Genomic DNA, 23,847 nt, shown 5'->3' on the forward strand with positions numbered 1-23,847 from the left:
GCACAGAGTCATAATAATAAATCATGACAAAGACTCAACCAGCAGAAGCTTAAACCTCTCTACCCTAGCTAACAAGAATAAAGAAATCAAGCAAGCCCTTGAAAAGACTGGGAAAAGCATTCTCTAGCCAAAGACAAAAAGTAGAGACGAAAAAAAACCGCAGATGCGCTACCTGAATAGCACTTCTGCGGCTTTTTTTGAAAGCCGAGAACCGGTAAACCGGCTCTCACAAGTCAGTCAGAAACTTACTTGCCTTCCATCTGTGCCTTGATCAGGTCACCGATGGTGGTTGGGCCAGCAGCTTCATCTTCCTGCTTAGTCTTCAGCTCTTTCATAGCTGCTTTTTCTTCAGCTACGTCTTTCGCTTTGATAGACAGGGAGATGTTGCGGTTCTTACGATCGATGCTGATGATACGAGCTTCAACTTCTTCGCCTTCTTTCAGGACGTTAGTCGCATCTTCAACGCGATCAACACTGATTTCGGACGCTTTCAGAGTAGCCAGTACTTCTTCAGCCAGTTCAACGGTAGCAGCCTTAGCTGTCACTTCCTTGATCACACCCTTAACGATGGTGCCTTTTTCGTTCAGACCAGCGAAGGTGTTGAACGGATCTTCGGACAGTTGCTTGATACCCAGGGAGATGCGCTCACGCTCAGCGTCGATCGCCAGGATAACGGCTTCAACTTCGTCGCCCTTCTTGAAGCTGCGAACGGCTTCTTCGCCAGTTTCGTTCCAGGAGATGTCGGACAGGTGAACCAGTCCGTCAATGCCACCGTCCAGACCGATGAAGATACCGAAGTCAGTGATAGACTTGATCTTACCAGCCAGCTTATCGCCCTTGTTAAAGGAACCGGAGAAGTCTTCCCATGGGTTGATCTTGCACTGCTTGATACCCAGAGAAATACGACGACGCTCTTCGTCGATGTCCAGAACCTGAACTTCAACCTCATCACCCAGGTTAACAACCTTGGATGGGTGGATGTTCTTGTTGGTCCAGTCCATTTCGGAAACGTGTACCAGGCCTTCAACGCCTTCTTCCAGCTCAACAAAGCAGCCGTAGTCAGTCAGGTTAGTTACACGACCAGATACGCGAGTACCTTCTGGGAAGCGGTTAGTGATAGCAACCCATGGATCTTCACCCAGTTGCTTCAGACCCAGGGATACGCGGTTACGCTCACGGTCAAACTTCAGAACCTTAACGTTGATTTCGTCACCAACATTAACGATTTCGCTAGGATGCTTGATACGCTTCCAAGCCATGTCTGTGATGTGCAGCAGGCCGTCAACACCACCCAGATCTACGAACGCGCCGTAGTCGGTCAGGTTCTTAACGATACCCTTAACTTCCAGACCTTCCTGCAGGGACTCGAGCAGCTGCTCGCGTTCTGCGGAGTTTTCAGCTTCCAGCACGGAACGACGGGAAACAACTACGTTGTTACGCTTCTGGTCCAGCTTGATAACCTTGAATTCCAGCTCTTTGCCTTCCAGGTGCGCAGTATCGCGAACCGGACGCACGTCAACCAGAGATCCAGGCAGGAATGCACGGATGGTCTTAACGTCAACAGTGAAGCCGCCTTTAACCTTGCCAGAGATAATACCCTTAACAATTTCTTCAGCTTCAAATGCTTTCTCAAGCTCACCCCAAGCTTCCATACGCTTGGCTTTTTCACGGGACAGACGAGTTTCACCGAAACCGTCTTCAACTGCATCAAGAGCAACCTGAACTTCGTCACCGATAGCGATGGTCAGTTCACCCTGTTCGTTCAGGAACTGGGCTTTAGGGATAACGCCTTCGGACTTCAGGCCTGCGTGAACAGTTACCCAGTCGCTGTCGATATCAATAACCTGGCCGCTAACGATAGCGCCCGGCTTCATTTCGATATCTTTCAGGCTCTCTTCAAACAGATCAGCAAAGCTTTCGCTCATGGTATTTCCTGTAAATCGGTCATTCAGCAAGAAATCTGCTGGATGCCGGCCACACCGCCAGTCTGTGTGGGTTGTCAGTAAAGAATCCGCCGGTTGCTGACTGGCTCTCTCGGCCAGCGGATTTTTCCGGCCTTACCTGATGGCAAAGCCTTAATTAAAACAGACTGTTAAGGCATCCTTTTAACAGGATTCTTACCAGCCTGATGGTAATGCATTGTCGGCATGGATAATGATTTCTGAGAAATCAGATCATGCCCTGCTGACGCATAGCAGCAATCACCTTATTGAAGACTTCCTGAATGCTCAGCCTGGTACTATCCAGCACAATGGCATCCTCGGCAGGCTTCAGTGGCGCGACGGTACGATTCGTATCACGATCATCCCGAGCTATTATGTCAGCTAAAAGCTGGTCGAAGTTAGCATCAATCCCTTTTTGTTGCAACTGGTTTTGACGTCGCTTCGCCCGTTCTTCGGCACTGGCCGTCAGGTACACTTTTACCGGTGCATCCGGGAACACGACCGTTCCCATATCACGACCATCTGCAATCAACCCCGGAGCCATTGCAAAGTCATGTTGACGCTTCATCAGAGCTTTGCGAACACCAGGCAACGCTGCGACTTTTGAAGCCATAGCTCCCACTTCTTCCGTACGCAGGGTGACACCGACTTCCTCACCTTCAAGAATGGTCTTTAAACCATCTTCCGTCGGTTCAAACTGAACATCCAGATGCTCAGCCAGCACTTCCAGTGAGGCCTCATCATCAAATGCAACACCATGATTACTAGCTGCCAGTCCAGTCAGGCGATACAGCGCACCACTGTCCAGAAGATGCCAGTCGAACTCACGAGCCAGCAGACCAGCTACCGTTCCTTTACCGGAACCGCTTGGTCCATCAATGGTCACAACTGGCACTTTCGAGTTTCTCACTCTTGAATTACCTTCTATCGATTACCAACTTTAAGTGTGCCTGAACACACTTATTCGAAGTTTAATTGCCGCTTACTACAAGATTCAAACCGGCACGGGTCGCCAGTTTAACAAAATTCGGGAATGAGGTAGCTACGTTGGCACAATCCAGAATTCGAATTTCACCTTCACTTCTCAGGGAAGCAACAGCGAAGGCCATGGCAATACGGTGATCACCGTGACTGTCAACCGTACCAGCACCAAAAGGCTTACCACCTTTGATTAACATACCGTCAGGTTTCGCCTGAGCATCAATACCCAGCGCCGCCATTCCATCCGCCATGGACTGAATGCGATCACTTTCTTTAACCCGCAGCTCTTCAGCGCCAGTCAACAGGGTTTCACCCTCGGCACAGGCCGCAGCCACAAACAGCACCGGAAACTCATCAATCGCCAGCGGCACCAATTCTTCAGGAATATTAATGCCTTTCAGCGGCGCATACTTGATACGGATATCCGCGACCGGCTCACCACCAACGGTTTGCAGATTGGACAGCGTGATATCGGCACCCATCAGTTTAAGAATATCGATCACACCGGTACGGGTCGGGTTAATACCCACATGTTTCAGGGTCAGATCGGAACCTTCCGCGATACTCGCCGCCACCATAAAGAAGGCCGCAGAAGAAATATCCGACGGTACATCAATCGCCGTTGCGGTCAGCGCACCACCGCCCTGAATAGCTACTCGACTGCCCTCAACCGCAACAGGATACCCGAATCCAGCCAACATACGATTGGTATGATCACGAACAATACCCGGAGCAACCGTAGCGGTTTCACCCTCAGCGTACATACCCGCCAACAGCAGACAGGATTGAACCTGAGCCGAAGCCATCGGCATATCGTAATCAATACCCTTCAGCTTTTGACCACCCTTAATCACTAATGGCGGACGACCTCCTTCAGTGGTTTCAATACTCGCCCCCATATCACGTAACGGATTGACTACACGACCCATTGGGCGGCCAGACAGGGAATGATCACCGGTCAGAGTGACATCAAAATCCTGAGCCGACATCAGGCCAGCCATCAGACGCATGGCGGTACCAGCATTACCCAGATAGAGTGGACCAACAGGCTGCTTCAACCCCTTCATGCCAACACCATGAATGGTGACTTTACCTTCGTGCGGGCCTTCAATATTAACGCCCATATCACGGAAAGCCTGCAGGGTTGCCAGAGCATCTTCGCCCTCCAGAAAACCTTCAACTTCGGTTACGCCTTCAGCCAGGGCACCCAGCATAATCGAACGATGAGAGATGGACTTGTCACCCGGTACTCTCAACTCACCTGTGATACTGCCACCAGGACGAGCGACATAGGTCTGAGACCCATTCTCCAGTTCTTTAGTCATATAAGCTCTTCTCTCAAGCATGCTGGCAAAATGGTTGCGAGCCGCCCTGGCTCGCTCAAAGGTACCCAGCATGGTTTCACTGTCTTGTTGAATAATGGCCTGACGTAGATTTTCTACCCCGGCAGAAAACTGGTCCAGCGCCGTTAATATGGCATCCTTGTTACCCACTGCAACGTCATGCCACATCACAGGATCACTGCCGGCAATTCGGGTAAAGTCCCGAAAACCTCCTGCGGCATAACGGAAAATATCCTGATTTTCAGGATTGCCTGCCAGCGTATCCACCAGCGAAAACGCCAGCAGATGGGGCAGATGACTGGTCAATGCCAGCACTTCATCATGGCGCTGTACATCCATGGCATTCACTTCAGCGCCACAGGCCTGCCAGAGTTTTCTGACCAGAGAAATAACCTCGGGCTCAGTATCCGGCAGTGGCGTAATAATAACTTTATGACCCTTAAACAGACCTTCTTTGGCCGCAGCAACACCGCTCTTTTCTGAGCCAGCGATAGGGTGCCCGGGCAAAAGATTGGTTGGTACTCGACCAAAAATACGCTCAGCTGCCCGAACCAGCGACACCTTACAGCTACCAACATCGGTAACAACCTTGCCAGTCAGATCAAAGCCGCTCAACTGCTCCAGCACTTTTTCCATGGCCAGCATGGGCACCGAAAGCATCACCACATCTGCTTGAGTCACGCCTGACTCAAGACTGTCAACACCCTGATCAATAATGCCCTGTTCCAACGCTTCAGCTACAGACTCACTGCTCAGATCAAAGCCTGAAACTTTACAGGCGAAAGCACTGTTTTTGATGGACAAAGCAAACGAGCCACCAATAAGGCCCAATCCAACCACCAGAATACTCAGCGGCTTATCATTCATCAGCGTTGTCACTCAACCACCTGCTCTTTCACTTCAGCCAACGCTTCCAGAAAACGCTCATTCTCTTCTTTCAAACCAATAGAAACCCGCAGGTGATTCGGCATACCGTAATTAGCAACAGGCCGCGCTATCACACCTTTTTCCAGCAGTTTCTGATAACAGGCGACACCATCCATGCCAGTATCGAAGGTAATGAAGTTGCCTGACGATGGAATAAAACGGTAACCCAGCTGAGCCAACCCTTTCTCCAGTAACGCTTTACCCTCGGAATTTACATCACGGGATTGCTGCAGGTATTCATCATCATTAAGAACGGCCACCGCAGCCGCTTCTGCCAGATTATTCACATTAAACGGCTGACGCAATCGGTTGAGAATACTGGCAATCTCCGGACTGGATACCGAGTACCCCACTCTTGCACCAGCCAGGCCATAAGCCTTGGAGAAGGTGCGAGTGATCACCAGATTAGAGTACTGGTTCAACAACTGAACACCGTCCGGATGATCACCACCATCGGCGTATTCAAAATAGGCTTCATCAAGTACGACAATCACATCTTCAGACACTTTCGCCATAAAATCTGTGAATTCAGCTGTGCCAAAAGCAGTTCCGGTTGGGTTGTTCGGATTCGCCAGAAATACCATACGAGTATCCGAACGAATGGCTGCACCAATCGCCTCCAGGTCATGCCCGAAGTCCTTAGCCGGCACAACAATACTTTCCGCACCAGAAGCTTGAACAGCAATGGGATACACCACAAAAGCGTACTGTGAAAATACCGCCGAACAACCTTCTTTCAGAAAGCATTCTGCTAGCAATACTAAGACATCGTTGGAACCATTACCGAAAGTCAGCTGCTCTGGTTTTACAGCCAGTTTTTCTGACAGAGTGACACGCAGGTTATACAGGTTACCGTCCGGATATCGAGCCAACTCAGACAACATATGACTAATAGCTGCGGTTGAAGACGCTGCAGGCCCCAAAGGATTCTCATTACTGGCCAGCTTAACAATACTTTCTACTGCCAGACCCTGCTCCCGCGCTAATTCATCGACGGGCTTGCCGGGCAGATAAGGGTGAAGTGACTGAACACCGGAAACCGCCAGCTTCAAGAAATCACAACCCATAATTCACCTGTTTTAGTTGTAGTGTTTACTTTGGAAATGCCGCAAAAAAAGACATAACAATTGTGCAGAAAAATAAAACATCAGGCCTGCAGTAGCAGACCTGAACTTTCTAACAGCTTCTGGCTATCAGAGCACACCCTTTGGATAGGAACCCAGCACTCTCAAATCGCTAACACGATCACCCAGCTTCTCCAGCACTTTCTTGATGACCAGATCGTCCTTATGACCTTCAAAATCAATGAAGAACACGTAATTCCAGGTACCTGAACGGGAAGGCCGGGTTTCCACTCGAGTCAGATCCACATCATGGACATGGAACACTTCCAGAATAGAGTGCAGCGCACCCGGCTTGTTTCTCATACTGACAATAATGGACGTTTTGTCTGCACCACTGGCTGGCACTTCCTGATTACTGATAATAAGGAAACGGGTTGAGTTATCCGGCTGATCTTCAATTTTCTCGGAGATCTTTTCCAAACCATACAACTCAGCGGCCATATCACCCGCGATAGCCGCAGAGTTCCACTCACCCTTAATACGCTTGGCCGCTTCAGCATTAGAGCTGACTGCCACTCTTTCTGCCATCGGCCAGTGGGCGTCCAGCCACTTACGGCATTGCGCCAGAGACTGTGCATGGGAATAGATACGAGTGATATTATCGCGACGAGTATTTTCTGAGACCAGCATATGCTGGTGAATACGCAGCACCACCTCACCGCAAATCTGCAGACCGGAATCCATAAAACTGTCGAGGGTATGACTGATAACACCTTCGGTTGAGTTTTCTACCGGAACTACGCCATAACTGACAGCCCCCGCAGTTACTTCACGGAAAACTTCATCAATAGCTGCCATTGGCACAGTGACTGCCGAATGACCAAAATGTTTCATGGCCGCCTGCTGAGTAAAGGTACCTTCCGGCCCCAGGAAAGCAACCTTAACCGGCTCTTCAAGCGCCAGGCAGGCTGACATAATTTCCCGAAACAGACGAGCCATTTCCTCGTCATCCAATGGACCACTGTTTCTTTCCATCACCCGGCGCAAAACCTGAGCCTCGCGCTCGGGGCGATAAAACACAGCTGAAGAGTCTTCGTTTTGTTTTACCTGAGCTACATCCTGAGCGCACTGGGCGCGCTCACTGATCAGGCGCAGGATATCAGTATCCAGCTTATCAATCTTGGTACGAAGCCCTTTCAACTTGTCATCAGTCATAATCGTCTCTACTAAAACTCGCTACTGTTTGCTGTCGAGTACAACCTGATGGCTGCACATCAATTCTTAGCCTTATTTTCTTGTGGTTTTCTTATTGCACTGTCGAAGCAGGCATCAACCATACTTCCGTTCAAATTCAGCCATAAAACTGACCAGTGCATCCACATGCTGCTCAGGAACCGCATTGTAGATACTGGCACGCATACCGCCAACAGCCTTATGCCCTTTAAGATAGAGAAAGCCCGCTTTATCCGCTTCCGCAAGGAAAGTGGCATCGAGCTCAGGCTTCGCAAGAGTAAATGGCACATTCATCCTGGAACGCCATTCAATGGCTACCGGGTTATGATAGAAGTCGGAGTTATCAATAGCACCATAAAGCTTGCCAGATTTACGATCATTCAGAGCATCAATCGCGGCCAGACCGCCCTGCTCCTTCAACCATTTAAAAACCAGACCAGCCAGATACCAGCCATAGGTTGGTGGTGTGTTATACATGGAGTCTTTATCCGCCTGAACCCGATAGTCGAGCACTGCAGGGCAGGCTGACTGACCTTGATTCAACAGGTCATCACGAACAATCACGACGGTAAGACCCGCAGGCCCGATGTTTTTCTGGGCACCGGCATAGATCAAACCGAACTTGCTGACATCAATGGGTCTGGAGAGAATATTGGATGACATATCCGCAACCAGTGGCACATCACCACTGTCAGGAATAAAAGGAAATTCCAGACCACCGATGGTTTCGTTAGGGGTGTAATGGAGGTAAGCGGCATCACCGCTCAAACGCCAGTCACTCTGCTTAGGCATGGTATGAAACGAGGCATTTTTTCCGTCAGCCACAACGTTAATATCCAGATAGCGCTGCGCTTCTTTAATCGCAGACTGCGCCCAGTGTCCACTGCTCACATAATCAGCTCCGGCCTTATCGCCTTTAAGATTCATGGGAACCGCTGCAAACTGACCACGAGCACCACCTTGCAGAAAGAGAACCTTGTAGTTGGAAGGAACAGCCAGCAAGTCACGCAAATCCTGCTCAGCTTCTTCTGCAACCTGCATAAACGATTTACCACGGTGGCTGACTTCCATAATGGAGGCGCCCTCGCCACGAAAATCCAGCAACTCATCCCGTGCGCGCTCTAGAACTGCCTGCGGCAATGGAGCCGGACCTGCTGAAAAGTTATATTTTCGACCTTCCAGTTGGGCCAGTGTTTCTGCTACTACCTGGTTCATCGTTTTCTCCCAAGACTCCCTGCCAGCTACAGGCGTCGACAATACAGCCAACCACCATCACTCAAGAACAGCGAAGCATACAACGTATTGCCCGTAACAGCATCACCCGATTTACCTATAGAAAAGGATTTTTTTGAACCTAACTAAGCCAGGCAGGTCTTATCTCTAATTAACAAAACACGCAGGAAAACAACAAAATGAAAAACATACCCCTTAACTGGGTATTCCTTATGCTTTTAGTCCTTATCCGTACAGCTGTAGCTGATGAAGCCTACAAAACTGAGTCGTCCGAGCCCGAATCCACCGTTTTACTCACCGGCCACCTAGGTGAACAACAATACACTGTTATAAAAAAAATCTACCCTTACATCTACGACTCATTTCCAGAACAAGATGAATTCATAGATGTCATCTTTACTTTTGATTCGAACGAAAAAGCAAAAAACTTTTTACAAGGTCATACCCGCAATACTATCAGCCCCACCGAAGAGAAACTGGCCAAGCTTTTAAATCTGTTCGATTCAGCCTATAACGACGATACATTCTCATGCCTGGAACAGGCAAAAGAGTCCGGTCGACTATCTACAAGCTTCCAACGGGAAGCAACACCTACAGATTCCCAGCAGGAAACCACTGTCATACCAGCCATTGTGCCAGAATGCCAAAATGAACCCCTGCCAACCACTAACTCCTACTATGGAGCTCCAAAACTTTGTAACTTTTATCGCTCAGCCCTAAAGCGCAAAATAATTGAACCAGATGACCTACGTAATACCGAGATGTCAAAAAAATCTGCTTGCGAGACTGTCCTTGATGATAGCTGGCACCTTGGATGGAACGGAATTAATGATGGCACCATCTCCGATGATGAACTGATCGTTTTCTACGACAACAACTCAAGCACACTTGAAGTTGACCAGTTAATCTCAGACCTTCAAGAACGACTGAGCCCGGAAAACATTGAAGAACTAGATACATTGAGAGACAAACTCAAAGACCATCTGACAGCGATAAAGCAAGAACAAGAATATAAGAGCAGATAATTATTTATTAACTTAATCAACCAACAAAAAAAAACGCCAGCATAAAAGCCGGCGTTTTTTTCAGAGTTAAGACTGAATTAAGTAATCAGTCTTCCTGAGACTCTTCAGAATCATCTTTTGCTTCTGCAGGGGCTTCATTCGAAGCCTGGGTTTCACCTTCAGAATCAGATTCTTCATCATCAAACTCAGGCTGTTCCTCAGGCTCTTCAACTCGAGCTACACCGACCAATTTCTCACCTTCCTGAACCTTGATCAGAGTCACACCCTGAGTATTACGGCTCATGACGGAGATCTCGTCGATACGGGTACGAACCAGAGTACCCTGATCAGAAATCAGCATGACTTCTTCGCCATCCTGCACCTGAATAGAGCCGACCAGATCACCGTTACGTTCAGTACACTGCATGGAGATCACACCCTGACCACCACGACCGGTGATACGGAAATCATCAACATTGGTGCGCTTACCAAAGCCGTGTTCACTGACGGTAAGAATCGTCGCTTCATCTTCAGGAATGATCAGCGAGATTACCTGCTGACCTTCGTGCAGCCTCATACCACGAACACCGCGTGCGGTACGGCCCATGGCACGAACATCACCCTCTTCAAAGCGAATTGCCTTACCGGCATTGGACAACAGCATTACCTGCTCGTCACCCTTGGTAATCGCAGCACCGACCAGCTGATCACCCTCATCCAGACCCAGTGCGATCAAGCCGCTACTGCGCGGACGGGAGAACTGCTCCAGAGGTGTTTTCTTCACAGTACCCTTCTGGGTCGCCATGAAGACAAAGTGACCTTCGGTGTACTCTTCTACCGGCAACATGGCCGTAATACTCTCATCTTCTTCCAACGGCAGAATATTAACAATCGGTCGGCCACGGGATGTACGGCCCGCTACTGGAATCTGGTAAACCTTCAACCAGTAAACCTTACCGCGACTGGAGAACAACAGAATTTGGGTATGGGTATTAGCCACCAGCATGTGTTCAACATAATCTTCATCTTTTACCGACGCGGCAGACTTACCACGACCACCACGACGCTGAGCCTGATAAGTATCAAGCGTTGTTGTCTTGGCATAACCACCATGAGACAAGGTGACTACCATGTCCTCTTCGGTAATCAAATCTTCAACGGTCAAATCAAGACGGGAGCTGATGATTTCAGTACGGCGCTCATCGCCGTATTCCTCAACCACACTTTCAAGCTCTTCACGGATGATTTCAAGCAACCGCTCGGAACTGGCAAGGATATGCAACAACTCAGCAATTCTCTCGATCAATTCGCGATATTCGCTGAGCAGCTTGTCGTGCTCAAGACCCGTCAAACGATGCAGACGCATCTCCAGAATGGCCTGAGCCTGAGCGGGTGACAGATAGTACTTACCATCACGCAGACCATATTCTTCAGGTAACTCGTCAGGGCGACAGGCATCAGCACCGGCACGCTCAGCCATATCCATTACATAGCCCGGCTCCCAGCCCTGCGCCATCAGTTTTTCTTTGGCTTCAGTAGGCGATGGAGAAGCCTTGATCAAAGTAATAACAGGATCAATATTGGAGAGCGCTACAGCCAAGCCTTCCAACAAGTGGCCACGCTCACGAGCTTTACGCAGCTCATAAACGGTTCTGCGTGTGACCACTTCACGGCGATGACGAATAAAGGCTTCCAGCATTTCTTTCAGATTGAAAAGCTTGGGCTGGCCATCCAGCAGTGCCACATTATTAATACCAAACACGGTTTGCAATTGTGTCTGGGCATACAGGTTGTTCAGAACAACATCAGCAACCTCACCACGACGGAGCTCGATCACCACTCGCATGCCATCCTTGTCGGACTCATCACGAAGCTCAGTGATACCCTCAATCTTCTTATCCTTAACCAGCTCGGCAATCTTTTCGATCAAGCGCGCCTTGTTTACCTGGTAAGGTAATTCATGGATAAGAATGGTGCTCTTGTTTTTCTTATCGTCGTGCTCAATTTCTACACGAGCACGAACATATATACGACCACGACCTGTGCGGTAAGCCTGCAATATTCCAGCACGGCCATTAATAATGCCCGCTGTCGGAAAGTCCGGACCCGGAATGTATTCCATCAGATCATCGATGGTCAGATTTTCATCATCAATGAGCGCCAGACAGCCTTTCACGACTTCAGTCAGGTTATGCGGAGGTATGTTTGTCGCCATACCTACGGCAATACCAGCCGCACCATTCACCAGCAAATTGGGAACACGAGTCGGCATAACCGCCGGAATTTGTTCGGTACCGTCGTAGTTTGGAACGTAGTCAACGGTTTCCTTATCCAGATCAGCCATAATATCGTGACTGATTTTGCGCATACGGATCTCCGTATAACGCATGGCCGCTGCAGAGTCACCATCCACAGAACCAAAGTTACCCTGACCATCGACCAGCATATATCTCAGGGAGAAAGGTTGCGCCATACGTACGATAGTGTCGTATACAGCGGAGTCACCGTGAGGGTGGTATTTACCAATGACATCACCGACAACACGTGCCGATTTTTTGTAAGGCTTGTTCCAGTCATTATTCAGAACATTCATGGCAAAGAGCACACGCCGGTGCACCGGCTTGAGCCCGTCGCGAACATCGGGCAGTGCCCGCCCGACAATGACGCTCATTGCGTAGTCCAGATAGGACTGCTTGAGTTCGTCCTCAATATTTACCGGGAGAATTTCTTTGGCGATATCAGTCATGTAAACCCAGTTGTCCTTTAGCTTGCGCCTGCCGAATCCCTGTCAACAGATCAGGGAAATTCGAAAAGGCCGGAAATCTGAATGCTAAAAATATAGAACCATCGTCTTAAAAGATCAGGTTCAAATTGCTGTTAGCAAACGCTCTGCACTCTCATGTCCAGAGTAGAGCTCAGAAACCGGCAGCCACCCCGACATCCGGCGGTTGATCCGCAGCCAGCTGGCCGGCAACAATTCAAATTCAATAAGGGAGAAATAATACCACAGTAAGGACAGACACTGCGAGTAACTCAAGCCTTGAAAAGAACAAAGACTGACCAGTATCAGAAACTCTCTATCAACAGCCTTAAAATGACAAAAAACACCCGCACATAATCGGGTTATTAACCGTGCAATACTGCATGTCACTACGGCAATGGGTATAATTCCGGGAATATGACAGGGCGGCTTGATTTTTACCGTCCGGGACTCACCATCTTTGAGAACAGAGACTCTATGACCTCCCAACCGGAATCCGAAAAAACGGTTCATAACGTTGATCCGGCGGAAATCGCCAAGTTCGAAGAACTCGCCAGCAAGTGGTGGGATCGTGACGGTGAATTCAAACCTCTGCATGAAATCAACCCGCTGCGCCTGAACTTTATTGATGAGCGCGTGGGACTTGCAGGCAAGAAAGTTCTTGATGTTGGCTGCGGCGGCGGCATTCTCAGCGAATCCATGGCACTGCGCGGTGCTGATGTTACTGGCATCGATATGGGTGAAGCTCCGCTCTCTGTTGCCCGCCTGCACAGTCTGGAAAGTGAAGTAGAAGTAAACTACCGTCGTATTCCGGTAGAAGAGCTGGCGGAAGAAATGCCAGGCCAGTTTGATGTGGTGACCTGCCTGGAAATGCTGGAGCACGTCCCTGACCCGGAGTCCGTAGTTCGCGCCTGCAACAAGCTTCTGAAACCCGGCGGCCAGATTTTCTTCGCCACCATTAACCGCAACAAAAAGTCCTGGCTGTTTGCCATCGTTGGCGCAGAGTACGTGCTGAAAATGCTGCCAAAAGGCACCCACGACCACAGCAAGTTCATTAAACCAAGTGAACTCTGCAACTGGATGCGCAAATCCGAACTGGCAGTACACGACATGACCGGCATGGTGTTTAACCCTCTGACCGGCGTCTATAAACTCAACAAGAATGACACTGACGTTAACTATCTGATTTACGGCAGCAAGCCGGAACAGGCATGAGCCAAACCATGAGTCAAAAGATGCAGAATATCGAAGCGGTATTTTTCGATCTTGACGGCACCCTGATGGATACCGCCAGTGACTTTATTAATGTCATGCATCAAATGCAGACCCTTGACCAGAAACCACTGATTGATCCCGAGATCATTTATAAACATGTTTCTGAAGGCTCACGCAAAATGGTTGAGCTCGCTTATCAACTAGCCCCCGGTACACAAGAACTGGAAGAAAAGCGGAACATTTTTCTGGACTGTTATGACCGACACATCAAGAGAGTGGATCGCGCATCACCGGCAATGCTTTACCCGGGTATCAGCAAGCTTCTGAAAAACCTGGAAGAAAAGAATATTGTCTGGGGAGTTATCACCAACAAGCCAGCAGACTACGCATCTCTTCTGATTGAGCAGAATGGCTTAAAGGAGCGATCTCAAACCCTGATCTGCCCTGATCATGTCAGCCGCAACAAGCCTGACCCGGAGTCATTACTGCTAGCCTGCCAGCAGACTGGAACCTCGCCTGAAAACTGTCTTTATGTAGGTGACCACTTTCGTGACATCGAGGCAGGAAGAGCGGCAGGCATGACCACTATTGCGGCACTCTACGGCTACATAACAGACGACGATAACCCTGCATCCTGGCAGGCTGATCATTATATTAATCAAGCCAGCGAGATTCTGCCTCTGCTGGAAAGCATGGAGTGGCAACTGCCACGGAGAAACCCTGATGTTTGAATACTCAGCACCAGCCAGCCTATTGGAAGGCAAAATCATTCTGGTAACAGGCGCTGGTAGCGGCATTGGCCGAACAGCGGCACTGACTTACGCCAAACACGGCGCCACCGTTATTCTGCTGGGTAGAACCACCAGCAAACTGGAAACAGTCTACGACGAGATTGAAGCCAACGGCTGGCCGCAGGCGGCGATTTATCCAATGAACCTGACAGGTGCCAGTGAAGAGGATTATGCCAACCTTGCCGCCACTCTGGAAAAAGAGTTTGGCCGTCTCGATGGCCTGCTGCACAACGCTGGTCTGCTGGGCGAACTGAAAGCCATTGCTCAGTACGACTACGATAAGTGGCAGGAAATCATGCAGGTCAATCTGAATGCACCTTTCCTGATGACCCGTGAATTACTACCACTTTTACGGGAGTCAGAAGCAGGCTCCATTATCTTCACCTCATCCGGCGTTGGCCATAAGGCTCGTGCTCACTGGGGCGCTTATAGCGTATCCAAGTTTGCCACCGAAGGCTTGATGCAACTGGTTGCCGACGAAGAAGATGGCATTTCCAACGTTCGTGCCAACAGCCTGAATCCAGGTGGCACCCGCACCACCATGCGCGCAGCCGCTTTTCCTGGTGAAGATCCGGAAACCCGCCCGACTCCGGAAGATGTTATGCCACTCTACCTTTACCTTATGGGACAGGACAGCAAGGACAGTAACGGCAGAGCTTTCCATGCCCAGAAAAGCAGCGACGAACAGTAAAAGCAGATTCAACTATAAACCTGAATAAAAAAAATCATATATAAAGGAACTCCCGGCAGAATCAGGCATCCAATAATGCTTTAAATCTCTTTGCCGGGGGTGCTTTATGCAGAAACCTTTCCAACTTCTTTTCTGGCTGCTTTTGCCAGCTTTTGCCAGCGCTCAATCAAGCCATCAACCGAGCTACCAGTCGAACTACACCCAGAAGGATCAGAATGAAGAGCGGGTCATAGCATCACTCTGGCAACAGCAGAGCCCTGAATTTACAGCACTGGTGTATCAAACCTACAATTTTGCCAGCGACTCGCTTCCAGAATTACTGCAGGGTGTACCTAAAAATAAAAAGCCCGCCATCGTTATTGATATTGATGACACGGTATTAAGAAGCGCTGATTACTTCTCCAACCTGATCGACACAAATGATAATAAAAATATTCATCGCTCCATGGCCTGGTGGTCAAACAGAACCATGCCCGCACTGCCGGGAGCCAAAAACTTCCTTCAGCAAGCTCATAATGCCGGAGTGGAGATCTTCTACATTAGCGGCCGCTTTAATCAGGTTAAAAAAGCTACATTAAAAAACCTTAAAGCCATGGGGTTTCCCGACAGCAACGAAGACCATCTTCTTTTTCAAAGCGCTGAAAATGACACCCTCAGCAAAGAAGGCAAAAGAGCTAGCATTCGTGATAAAGGCTTTCATATTGTCATGCTGATTGGCGACCAACTGGAAGACCTGGGCCCTGCAACCAACTCCAGCCTGCCACAAAAAAGACACTGGCTGTATAACAACCAGAACCACCTCGGCAAGAACTGGTTTTATATTCCTAATCTGATTTACGGCTCATGGGAAACCACAGTTAACGGCAACCTGACCAGACCAACACGAGAAGAACAACACTCTGCACGCCTTGCCGCTCTCAACAACAGCTACTACCCAGACATTAGAGAATCTTTATACGCACAACAAAGCACTTCGGCTTTTTTATGGCAGCACGCATCAGCAGAAGCAGACGCATCAGCCCTGCAAACTTTTAATAAAGTGGATCAGGTGACCAGCAAGGTCGACAGAACACAAGTTAGCAACCCCGCAATCACAATCACCTTAAATGGCAGCGTACTGGAATACATGCCCGCAACACCCAGCCCTGACGACAACCCTGACGATCACTATCAGTGGTTCAGCCGACTCTTTGATAACAGCAACTTAATTGCTGGCGCCTATGAAGCCCTCACTAACGCCAAAAATCAGGGCTATGATATTTTCTATATCGCTGATGAAACACTGTCTTCTATGGGCGGAAGTGATGCAAAGGAAAAACGCCAACTGCTTGCAGAAAAACTGGAAGAACTTGGTCTTCCCGACCACGACGACCGACATATTTTTCTGGCCAGTGATCACTGTCCGAGTGGAAAGGAAACATGCCCTGTCGAATACAAAACCAAAACACTGTCGTCTGGGGAACACGATGCAAAAAAATACACTCTGGTACTTCAGATCGGCAATCTACTGAAAGACTTTGAACTGTCATTAGATGATGAAAACAACAAAATCGTCGACAGCCAAAAAGAACTATTTGGAAGACAACTCTTTCTTATCCCCTGCCCTCTTCATCATGACAGCTTATATCAGGCAGCAGGGCAGAAATTATCAAATACAGACCGAAAAAAGCTATCAACACCGGAATTTAAAAAGTCACAGGCAAAGCTAAGAAGGGAGATTGCGAAAGGTTCCGACAACTGACTCAACGCTAACAATAAAACTAACGTATTAAACGAAAAAAGCCGATTCTGAAAACAGAATCGGCTTTTTAAATATGGCGCGCTCGGGAGGATTCGAACCTCCGACCGCCTGGTTCGTAGCCAGGTACTCTATCCAGCTGAGCTACGAGCGCGTCGCAATGAGGGTGCAACTATAGGGACTGATATCTGAAGAGTCAACCCCCTGAATACAAAGACTATTTCATTGCCGCGACAGCAGCCTTCGCACATTCCTGATCATGCTCAACATAACCACCCGCAACACCAATAGCACCCATCAACTTACCGGATTTTGAAAACAACGGCTCACCACCACCAACGGTCAACAGACCTGGAAACGCCTTGAATTCAGGCTTCTTGTTGGTGATATTGGCGATATCACCGCTCGGCATCCCCCACGAGAGAGAGGAGCCTGCCTTCAAAGTTGCGCCAGTGTATGCCGCTGGTAACGCTTCATCCATTCTAAATGAAGCCACAACATCATCACCACGATCAACAATGACCATGGCCATATTCCAGCCTTTGCTGGCAGCCAGTGTCTGGCAGGCCTGAATACCTTTCAGAGCATTGGCAGAAGTCAGATATGGACGCGTTTCTTCTGCTTGTGCAGCAGAAGCAGCAAGAACAGACAGAACCAGCGAACCACAGAGTGCTGTTATTTTTTTCATTAATGTCTCTCGTAAAAATGTCAGGTGATAAGTGGGTGCTTGCTCATACTAACCAAGTCACTTCAGCAAAAGAACATCTGTTGCAAAAATATACAACCATTCACATTTACCCCTAAAGACAGTAACTATTAAGGGCTTCAGCTCTACCCGCTTGATGCAGGTCATTTTTTTAACCGATTCGACTGCTCGCAGAATCAAAAATTGATCTGCATCAATCGCTTATGAAGAATCACTCCATAGGATGACAGCACTAAACGCTTTTTCATCTATTTGGAGTACTACACAATGGAACGGAAACTTCCCCTCCCGTCCATGTTCCAGGTTTTCCTGGTATTGGGCACGTTTCTACTATTAGCGTTCTCATTTACCGCTGAATTTAATCTGCCGATTCAGCTGGCACTCTGTGTTGGCTGGTTTCTGGCCATGGGCCTTGGCTTAAAACTCGGTCACAAATACAAAGATCTCGAAGCCGCTGCCGGCGAAGGCATCTATAAAGGTATGGGTGCCATTCTTATTCTGTTAGCCGTTGGCGCACTGGTCGGTACCTGGATTGCTGGCGGCATAGTGCCGAGCATTATCTACTTCGGCCTGCAAACCATTCACCCTTCCATCTTCCTGTTGGCAACACTGATCATCTGCTCCATGACCGCACTGGCAACAGGCACCTCCTGGGGCGCTGCCGGCACCGCCGGTATTGCCATGATGGGTATCGGTCAGGGCCTGGGCGTACCTATGCCTGTGACGGCTGGCGCCATTCTGTCCGGCGTATACTTTGGCGACAAACTGTCACCACTGTCCGACAGTGTTATTCTGGCGTCGTCCATGTCTGAGGTGGAAATCGTTGACCATATTAAAGGCATGCTACCTATCAGCCTGACCGCCTACATTCTTACCGCTATTGCTTTCACCGCTTACGGCCTGCAGTTTGGCGGTAACGCTGATATGGCTCAGGTAGAAGCAGTAATGCAGGTGATGGACAGCAACTTCAACATCTCCCTGATGGCCTTTATTCCGGTTATTGCCGTACTTCTCATGCTGTCAAAGAAGCTGCCTTCTTATCCGGTTATCATGTTTGGTTCTGCTCTGGGTATTGTCTGGGCCGTCCTGTTTCAGGATCGCGCACCAGTTGAGGCCATTAGCAGTATCTGGGCACCTTTATCCATGGAGTCCGGTAACGCCTTTATCGACAACATCCTGAACCGTGGTGGTATGTCTAACATGCTGGGGTCTGTCGCTGTTATCATCTTTGGCCTGGGCTTTGGTGGCCTGCTGGATAAGGTTGGTATTCTTGAGACTGTCGCTAAACAGTATGAAAACAAGATCACCAACGAAGGTAATCTGACGGTTTACACCGTTCTAACCGCATTCTTTGCCAACGTATTCGGCAGCGCTATGTACGTTTCCCTGATCTTGACTCCAAAGATCATGTCCGGCAGCTATGATCGCATGAATGTCGACCGTCGCATGCTGTCCCGCAGCGCCGAGTTTGGCGGAACGCTGACTTCCGGTATGGTACCATGGAGTGATAACGGCATCTTTATGGCCGGCCTGCTGGGCGTGTCCACCGTTGCTTACGTACCTTATATGTGGATGAGCTTTATCAGCATTGGTCTGGTGATTGCCTTTGCTTATCTGGGCAAGTTCCGCCCTGTTGATCAGCGTTACGTTAAATCCAGCGACAAGTCTTTGTATCAGGCTGAAATGGCCAGTGCCTGATTAACCGACCTTTAAAATTTGTTTAATAACACCCCGTTAAGCCATAGACTGGTCTAACGGGGTTTCTTGTTTATAAGAGCACGTTTATTTGAGAGCACATTGATGACGAAGAAAATCTACGTTATTTACACCGGTGGCACTATTGGTATGCGCCCGACCGACTCCGGCTACGCTCCTTCCGGAAATATGATGGCACTACTGGAAGAAAAACTGCCAGAGCATGTACAGGCCGAGTTACCTGACTTTGATCTGGTTGAATATGAGCAACTGATTGACTCCAGTAACATTCGACCGGACAACTGGAAACAGATTGCCACTGACATTGCTGATCACTATGACCAGTATGATGGTTTTGTCGTCCTTCACGGCACCGACACCATGGCCTATTCCAGCTCCATGATCTCCTTCATGCTGAGAAACCTGGATAAACCCGTTATTTTTACCGGCTCCCAGATTCCCCTGTGCGAAGCTCGTACCGATGGTCTTGAAAACTTTGTTGGTGCACTGACACTGGCGGCCGACGAACGCATTAAGGAAGTCTGTCTCTATTTTAATGGCCGACTGATGCGCGGCAACCGTGCCCGTAAACAGAACGCTTATCTGTTTGACGCCTTCGATTCACCAAACTTCCCATGGCTGGGTCGAGCCGATATCAATATCGAGCTGAGCGAGTATCTGCTGCTGAAACCGTCACAAAAGCCGGAATTTATGCTGGACTGCGACTCCAACAGCAATGTTGCTATCCTTCAGCTCTTCCCCGGCATCACCGCTGATTTTGTCGAAGCGACACTAAACCAACCATTTAAAGCCTTTATCATGAGAACCTACGGCACAGGCAATGGCCCGGACGGTGATCAGGCCCTTCTGGACGCACTGAAGAAAGCCACAGATTCCGGCAAAATCATTGTCAATCTGACCCAATGCCATCGCGGCACAGTTCATCAGGGCAGCTATGCGGCTGGCTCTGCTTTAGCCAATGCCGGTGTTATTGGCGGGCTGGATACCACCACAGAAGCCATGTTCTGCAAGCTTCATCATTTACTGTCATGCGGTAAAACACCTGAGCAGGTCACAGCACAGATCAGCATTGACCTTGCTGGTGAAATATCTCTCTGAATAGACAATCCGCCCTGTATATCAGTACACTCGTGAGCAGTAATTGATATACAGGAACCCTGTCTTTTACTCTCATTAAAAGAACACACGACATTACGACTTTATCGACTAGGCTTGAACCAGCTTCGATTCTGAAGCATGCGAATAACCTTCTCTCGTAATCACCTATTCACTGTCGTGGAGTTGCCAATGAGAGCTTTAGTCATTGTTTTATCTACCCTGCTGCTTAGTGCCTGTAACTCAATGCAAACCAGCTGGGATTTCAACCCTGTCGTCGATTTCAGCAAATATCACACCTACGCATGGGTCAACAAGCGAACGGTTAATAAAGCAGAAGCATTCGAAAGCCTCTCTTCTGGTAGAGTTCATTCCACTGTAGACACAAACCTCACCGAAAAGGGGTTAAAGATTACCTCAAAAAAATCAGCACAACTGCTGGTTAATTACCTGACTGAAACAGATAAAAAGCTGGATATTGAAACTTTCAACACCGGTTTTGGTTACGCTCCCTATCTGGGGCCTGACTGGTGGTGGAATGAACCCCAGACAACCACCAGCGTACATGAATACAAAGAACGCATTTTTATTCTGGATTTGATTGATGCCAAAACAAAAAAAATAGTTTGGCGTGGCACATTAAAAGAACCTCGAAAAGAAGGACAAACACCGGAACAGCGTTGGGCGGATATTGAAAAGGAAGTAAAAGAACTTTTAAAAGACTACCCTCCAAAACCTAAGAACTAATCACTGCAAACCCTAAAAGAGAAGAGCTCGCTCTCTTCTCTTTTATTAAAACAATAAAATTTTTTAAAATACCGACTTCGTTAACTTCAAGGCTTTAACCATCCCTGACTTTAACCTGATTCAGGTTAATTGCACTTTATATAAAAAACTGCAAACAAATACATATTCACATTTACATCTATACTGCTTTTCTTCCTTTTAATTATTTGATTTGGAGAGAAAATGAAAAGCAGGAGTAAGCTGCTGTCCGCTGCAGCTATTGCCGCCTATTTACAGGCATCGTTTGTTTTCGCCGTGTTTACAAAAATAGCCGACCCAAATAAGCCACTCGGGGAGTATCACATATCAACGCAAGGCCAACATACTATAACAGGCACAGAGCACACCCTGAATCAGGTAGTTGTGGTTGAGAGTAGTGATGCCATTCTTTTTAATGGTATTCACATCACTCTTGATCAATTACTAACCATCAACGAGCCTCAAGATCAAGCGACCGCCGCACCAGAACAGTTCATCATCACGCACGATCAGCTGATTACCTTTCACAATCATCATGCTCAAGGGCCTACTCAACAAATAGCAGCACTTACCCCTCCACCTCCAGTAATACCAATTCCATCCCCACCCGCAGGTACACCTACCCAACAACAGGCTCCACTTAATAATCCGCTACATCAGACGCTCACCGACCACCTGGGTCAAACAATCACTGAAGATTTGATACAAACAGTACTAGAACCATTTGGAAACAATGCATACATTGGAATGTCGACCGGTTCTGGTGGTTATTTTTCTGCTCCAATCAGGCTAGTAACCTATCAAGGCCCTCCTGGCAAAAACGGAGCTCCAGGCGTGGCAGGTCCGCAAGGTCAACCAGGCAGGGAAGGTCAGCGAGGCAATTCAGGCCCTAAAGGTGATAAAGGTGATAAAGGCGATCAAGGCTCCAAAGGTGGGCAGGGCAAACAAGGTCCTAAAGGCGACCAGGGTCTTAAAGGTGATCAAGGCAGGCAAGGTGATAAAGGCTATCAAGGCGACAAAGGTGATACAGGCGATAAAGGTGATACAGGCGATAAAGGTGATAAAGGCAGAAAAGGCGATACAGGTGCTCAAGGATTACAAGGTATTCCCGGCAAGTCGGCTGGATGGCTGACCGGCTATATACCACCTATTATCACAGTCACCGCATACCATTTCCGAAATGAAATCGCAGGCAATGCACAAGACTTTTACGACCAGAAAATTATGCCACTAGTCGGCTGGTTGTTTCCCCCTAAAGGCGAAGAAACAGATGAAAAATCAGGCAGCTCGGAATGCCGACAGCTTCAGCATGAAGCGCTTTCGGAAGCCTGCCTTGAGCTAAGAAGACAAGACAAAATAACATCCGACCTGTATCAGTTCATATCAGATATAGACAGCGTTGAAGAGTCTCAACTATTCCTATCGCTGTTCAATCTGGAAGAATTAATCGAAACAGAAGAGGCTGAAAAATGGCAGGTTGTTGATATGGCAGCCCTGAACACCACTGCAATGAATTCTCAGTCGTTTAGATTGACTACAAAACAGCCTCCAACAAGCTTTGACTCCATAGGAGCGCGCTTACTCTCTTTCATTATCTTACAAGCCTATGACCGCTCAATCCTTATAAGCACCCTTGGCACCTACATACCCTCTGAAGCTGAAACAAGCTGGGTTCACAGCACTCGCTGGCAACTCTTGTCTTTTGCTCTGTATTGGATAAATATGGATGAGAATGACAAAAACATATTGAACGCTCAGTTCCAGAAAGATTCCCCCTCTCAACCTCTTGACATACTCTGGCAGAAAAAAGTTATTGAGCATTTTTACGAGCCCAAATGCAAAAAATCGTCTTCAGTTGCAATTTATCTCGACGAAAACAAGCACCCCGACTGCATACCGGACCAGGAAGAAGATCATACAGGCCAAGATACTGAACAGCGTGATGGTGAGGAAGATGAAACAGTCCTGGATTCAAATGAACGACAGAATAATAATCTGAACGAGCCTCCAGAGGAGCAACAAACCGATAATACTGCCGCTTAAGAATACCTTCGCTCTCGACTGTCATGATCTTTCTTCAGGATCGGTCATGACAGCTTTCCCACCTGATCGTAAATGTAAATACTCAAAAAAAACATTAAAATATTTTTCACTACTTATTTTATTTCATACATTAATAAAATCTCAACGTAATGCATTCATATTCACAATCACCATTAAGAGATCGTTACTTTACCCATTAAATCCTACTAATTGCCTGTAACTTCCTTATTTTAAATTGACAAGCCATTCCGAATTCAGATTTCAATACATGTATTAGTGAATCACCATTCATATAAATAGAACCTATACTCGTGGCCTGTCAAAAATGAATCATTGAGGAGTAGTCAATGAAAACATCCTTGAGATGGCTTTCTTTTCTTGCCTGTTTCTATATTGGGTCTTCAGTAGCAGACATCACGCTAAAGAAGGATGAAAACGTGCCTATAGGCTCTATAAGAGTCAGTAAAATGGAGAACACCGTATACGCGCATCCCGACTCACTGACGCACGTGGAAATTTCTCAGGAAAATACTGAAGCTGTAACTATAGGAACACACAATTTTTCTATTCAGGATTTAATCTCCATTGCCAACCCGCA

Annotated in this window: 17 protein-coding genes and 1 tRNA gene; 9 read left to right on the forward strand and 9 right to left on the reverse strand. The window is 48.1% G+C overall.

Going from position 1 to position 23,847, the window contains the following annotated elements:
* Positions 1–245: 245 nt before the first annotated feature.
* The 6 genes from rpsA to serC all read right to left on the reverse strand — a co-directional run bounded on the left by rpsA (position 246) and on the right by serC (position 8,706).
* On the reverse strand, positions 246–1,925 hold the full coding sequence (gene rpsA, locus EOPP23_RS15905) for a 30S ribosomal protein S1 (RefSeq protein WP_153766975.1): 1,680 nt from the start codon (positions 1,923–1,925) through the stop codon (positions 246–248).
* Between the two features lie 244 nt (positions 1,926–2,169).
* Positions 2,170–2,853 carry a (d)CMP kinase gene (gene cmk, locus EOPP23_RS15910; protein ID WP_370514783.1) on the reverse strand — a complete coding sequence of 228 codons (684 nt, stop codon included), beginning with the start codon at positions 2,851–2,853 and terminating at the stop codon, positions 2,170–2,172.
* A gap of 61 nt (positions 2,854–2,914) precedes the next feature.
* On the reverse strand, positions 2,915–5,134 hold the full coding sequence (locus tag EOPP23_RS15915; protein WP_153767233.1) for a bifunctional prephenate dehydrogenase/3-phosphoshikimate 1-carboxyvinyltransferase: 2,220 nt from the start codon (positions 5,132–5,134) through the stop codon (positions 2,915–2,917).
* A gap of 8 nt (positions 5,135–5,142) precedes the next feature.
* Entirely contained in the window at positions 5,143–6,261 is a 1,119-nt protein-coding gene (gene hisC / locus EOPP23_RS15920; protein ID WP_153766976.1) for a histidinol-phosphate transaminase, read from the reverse strand.
* Between the two features lie 126 nt (positions 6,262–6,387).
* Complete coding sequence (gene pheA, locus EOPP23_RS15925; protein ID WP_153766977.1) at positions 6,388–7,473, reverse strand: prephenate dehydratase; 1,086 nt, start codon at positions 7,471–7,473, stop codon at positions 6,388–6,390.
* Positions 7,474–7,587: 114 nt separating this feature from the next.
* Positions 7,588–8,706 carry a 3-phosphoserine/phosphohydroxythreonine transaminase gene (serC, locus tag EOPP23_RS15930; RefSeq protein ID WP_153766978.1) on the reverse strand — a complete coding sequence of 373 codons (1,119 nt, stop codon included), beginning with the start codon at positions 8,704–8,706 and terminating at the stop codon, positions 7,588–7,590.
* Between the two features lie 197 nt (positions 8,707–8,903).
* On the opposite strand from serC, the gene EOPP23_RS15935 reads away from it, so the two are divergent.
* The gene (locus EOPP23_RS15935; protein WP_153766979.1) at positions 8,904–9,749 is read left to right on the forward strand and encodes a hypothetical protein; all 846 of its coding nucleotides are present in this window, start codon (positions 8,904–8,906) and stop codon (positions 9,747–9,749) included.
* Positions 9,750–9,834: 85 nt separating this feature from the next.
* On the opposite strand, the gene gyrA is transcribed toward EOPP23_RS15935, so the two are convergent.
* Positions 9,835–12,474, reverse strand: a complete 2,640-nt coding sequence (gyrA, locus tag EOPP23_RS15940; protein WP_153766980.1) for a DNA gyrase subunit A — start codon at positions 12,472–12,474, stop codon at positions 9,835–9,837.
* A gap of 492 nt (positions 12,475–12,966) precedes the next feature.
* On the opposite strand from gyrA, the gene ubiG reads away from it, so the two are divergent.
* The 4 genes from ubiG (at position 12,967) to EOPP23_RS15960 (ending at position 16,927) form a co-directional block, all read left to right on the forward strand.
* Complete coding sequence (ubiG, locus tag EOPP23_RS15945; RefSeq protein ID WP_153766981.1) at positions 12,967–13,704, forward strand: bifunctional 2-polyprenyl-6-hydroxyphenol methylase/3-demethylubiquinol 3-O-methyltransferase UbiG; 738 nt, start codon at positions 12,967–12,969, stop codon at positions 13,702–13,704.
* Positions 13,701–14,435 carry an HAD family hydrolase gene (locus EOPP23_RS15950; protein ID WP_153766982.1) on the forward strand — a complete coding sequence of 245 codons (735 nt, stop codon included), beginning with the start codon at positions 13,701–13,703 and terminating at the stop codon, positions 14,433–14,435. The genes ubiG and EOPP23_RS15950 overlap by 4 nt, the downstream gene beginning before the upstream one ends.
* Entirely contained in the window at positions 14,428–15,186 is a 759-nt protein-coding gene (locus EOPP23_RS15955; RefSeq protein WP_153766983.1) for a YciK family oxidoreductase, read from the forward strand. Before EOPP23_RS15950 ends, EOPP23_RS15955 begins: the two co-directional genes overlap by 8 nt.
* A 106-nt stretch (positions 15,187–15,292) precedes the next feature.
* Entirely contained in the window at positions 15,293–16,927 is a 1,635-nt protein-coding gene (locus EOPP23_RS15960; protein WP_153766984.1) for an HAD family acid phosphatase, read from the forward strand.
* 74 nt (positions 16,928–17,001) lie between these two features.
* On the opposite strand, the gene EOPP23_RS15965 is transcribed toward EOPP23_RS15960, so the two are convergent.
* Both EOPP23_RS15965 and EOPP23_RS15970 read right to left on the reverse strand, forming a co-directional pair.
* Positions 17,002–17,078, reverse strand: a tRNA-Arg gene (locus EOPP23_RS15965).
* A gap of 63 nt (positions 17,079–17,141) precedes the next feature.
* A complete protein-coding gene (locus EOPP23_RS15970; RefSeq protein WP_153766985.1) occupies positions 17,142–17,612 on the reverse strand; it encodes a heme-binding protein in 471 nt (156 codons plus the stop codon).
* A 285-nt stretch (positions 17,613–17,897) separates the two neighbouring features.
* On the opposite strand from EOPP23_RS15970, the gene nhaC reads away from it, so the two are divergent.
* The 4 genes from nhaC to EOPP23_RS15990 all read left to right on the forward strand — a co-directional run bounded on the left by nhaC (position 17,898) and on the right by EOPP23_RS15990 (position 23,249).
* Positions 17,898–19,328 carry a Na+/H+ antiporter NhaC gene (nhaC, locus tag EOPP23_RS15975; protein ID WP_153766986.1) on the forward strand — a complete coding sequence of 477 codons (1,431 nt, stop codon included), beginning with the start codon at positions 17,898–17,900 and terminating at the stop codon, positions 19,326–19,328.
* A 102-nt stretch (positions 19,329–19,430) separates the two neighbouring features.
* On the forward strand, positions 19,431–20,444 hold the full coding sequence (ansA, locus tag EOPP23_RS15980) for an asparaginase (RefSeq protein ID WP_153766987.1): 1,014 nt from the start codon (positions 19,431–19,433) through the stop codon (positions 20,442–20,444).
* 189 nt (positions 20,445–20,633) lie between these two features.
* On the forward strand, positions 20,634–21,188 hold the full coding sequence (locus tag EOPP23_RS15985) for a DUF4136 domain-containing protein (protein ID WP_194842635.1): 555 nt from the start codon (positions 20,634–20,636) through the stop codon (positions 21,186–21,188).
* Between the two features lie 222 nt (positions 21,189–21,410).
* Entirely contained in the window at positions 21,411–23,249 is a 1,839-nt protein-coding gene (locus EOPP23_RS15990; RefSeq protein WP_228550746.1) for a collagen-like protein, read from the forward strand.
* Positions 23,250–23,847: the final 598 nt, after the last annotated feature.

Origin of the sequence: Endozoicomonas sp. OPT23 (assembly GCF_009653635.1) — a bacterium.
Classification (GTDB): Bacteria; Pseudomonadota; Gammaproteobacteria; order Pseudomonadales; family Endozoicomonadaceae; genus Endozoicomonas_A.

Coding starts and splice junctions, on each gene's coding strand:
- rpsA (WP_153766975.1), bottom strand. CDS start 1,925: ATGAGCGAAAGCTTTGCTGATCTGTTTGAAGAGAGCCTGAAAGATATC.
- EOPP23_RS15915 (WP_153767233.1), bottom strand. CDS start 5,134: ATGAATGATAAGCCGCTGAGTATTCTGGTGGTTGGATTGGGCCTTATT.
- hisC (WP_153766976.1), bottom strand. CDS start 6,261: ATGGGTTGTGATTTCTTGAAGCTGGCGGTTTCCGGTGTTCAGTCACTT.
- pheA (WP_153766977.1), bottom strand. CDS start 7,473: ATGACTGATGACAAGTTGAAAGGGCTTCGTACCAAGATTGATAAGCTG.
- serC (WP_153766978.1), bottom strand. CDS start 8,706: ATGAACCAGGTAGTAGCAGAAACACTGGCCCAACTGGAAGGTCGAAAA.
- EOPP23_RS15935 (WP_153766979.1), top strand. CDS start 8,904: ATGAAAAACATACCCCTTAACTGGGTATTCCTTATGCTTTTAGTCCTT.
- gyrA (WP_153766980.1), bottom strand. CDS start 12,474: ATGACTGATATCGCCAAAGAAATTCTCCCGGTAAATATTGAGGACGAA.
- ubiG (WP_153766981.1), top strand. CDS start 12,967: ATGACCTCCCAACCGGAATCCGAAAAAACGGTTCATAACGTTGATCCG.
- EOPP23_RS15950 (WP_153766982.1), top strand. CDS start 13,701: ATGAGCCAAACCATGAGTCAAAAGATGCAGAATATCGAAGCGGTATTT.
- EOPP23_RS15955 (WP_153766983.1), top strand. CDS start 14,428: ATGTTTGAATACTCAGCACCAGCCAGCCTATTGGAAGGCAAAATCATT.
- EOPP23_RS15960 (WP_153766984.1), top strand. CDS start 15,293: ATGCAGAAACCTTTCCAACTTCTTTTCTGGCTGCTTTTGCCAGCTTTT.
- EOPP23_RS15970 (WP_153766985.1), bottom strand. CDS start 17,612: ATGAAAAAAATAACAGCACTCTGTGGTTCGCTGGTTCTGTCTGTTCTT.
- nhaC (WP_153766986.1), top strand. CDS start 17,898: ATGGAACGGAAACTTCCCCTCCCGTCCATGTTCCAGGTTTTCCTGGTA.
- ansA (WP_153766987.1), top strand. CDS start 19,431: ATGACGAAGAAAATCTACGTTATTTACACCGGTGGCACTATTGGTATG.
- EOPP23_RS15985 (WP_194842635.1), top strand. CDS start 20,634: ATGAGAGCTTTAGTCATTGTTTTATCTACCCTGCTGCTTAGTGCCTGT.
- EOPP23_RS15990 (WP_228550746.1), top strand. CDS start 21,411: ATGAAAAGCAGGAGTAAGCTGCTGTCCGCTGCAGCTATTGCCGCCTAT.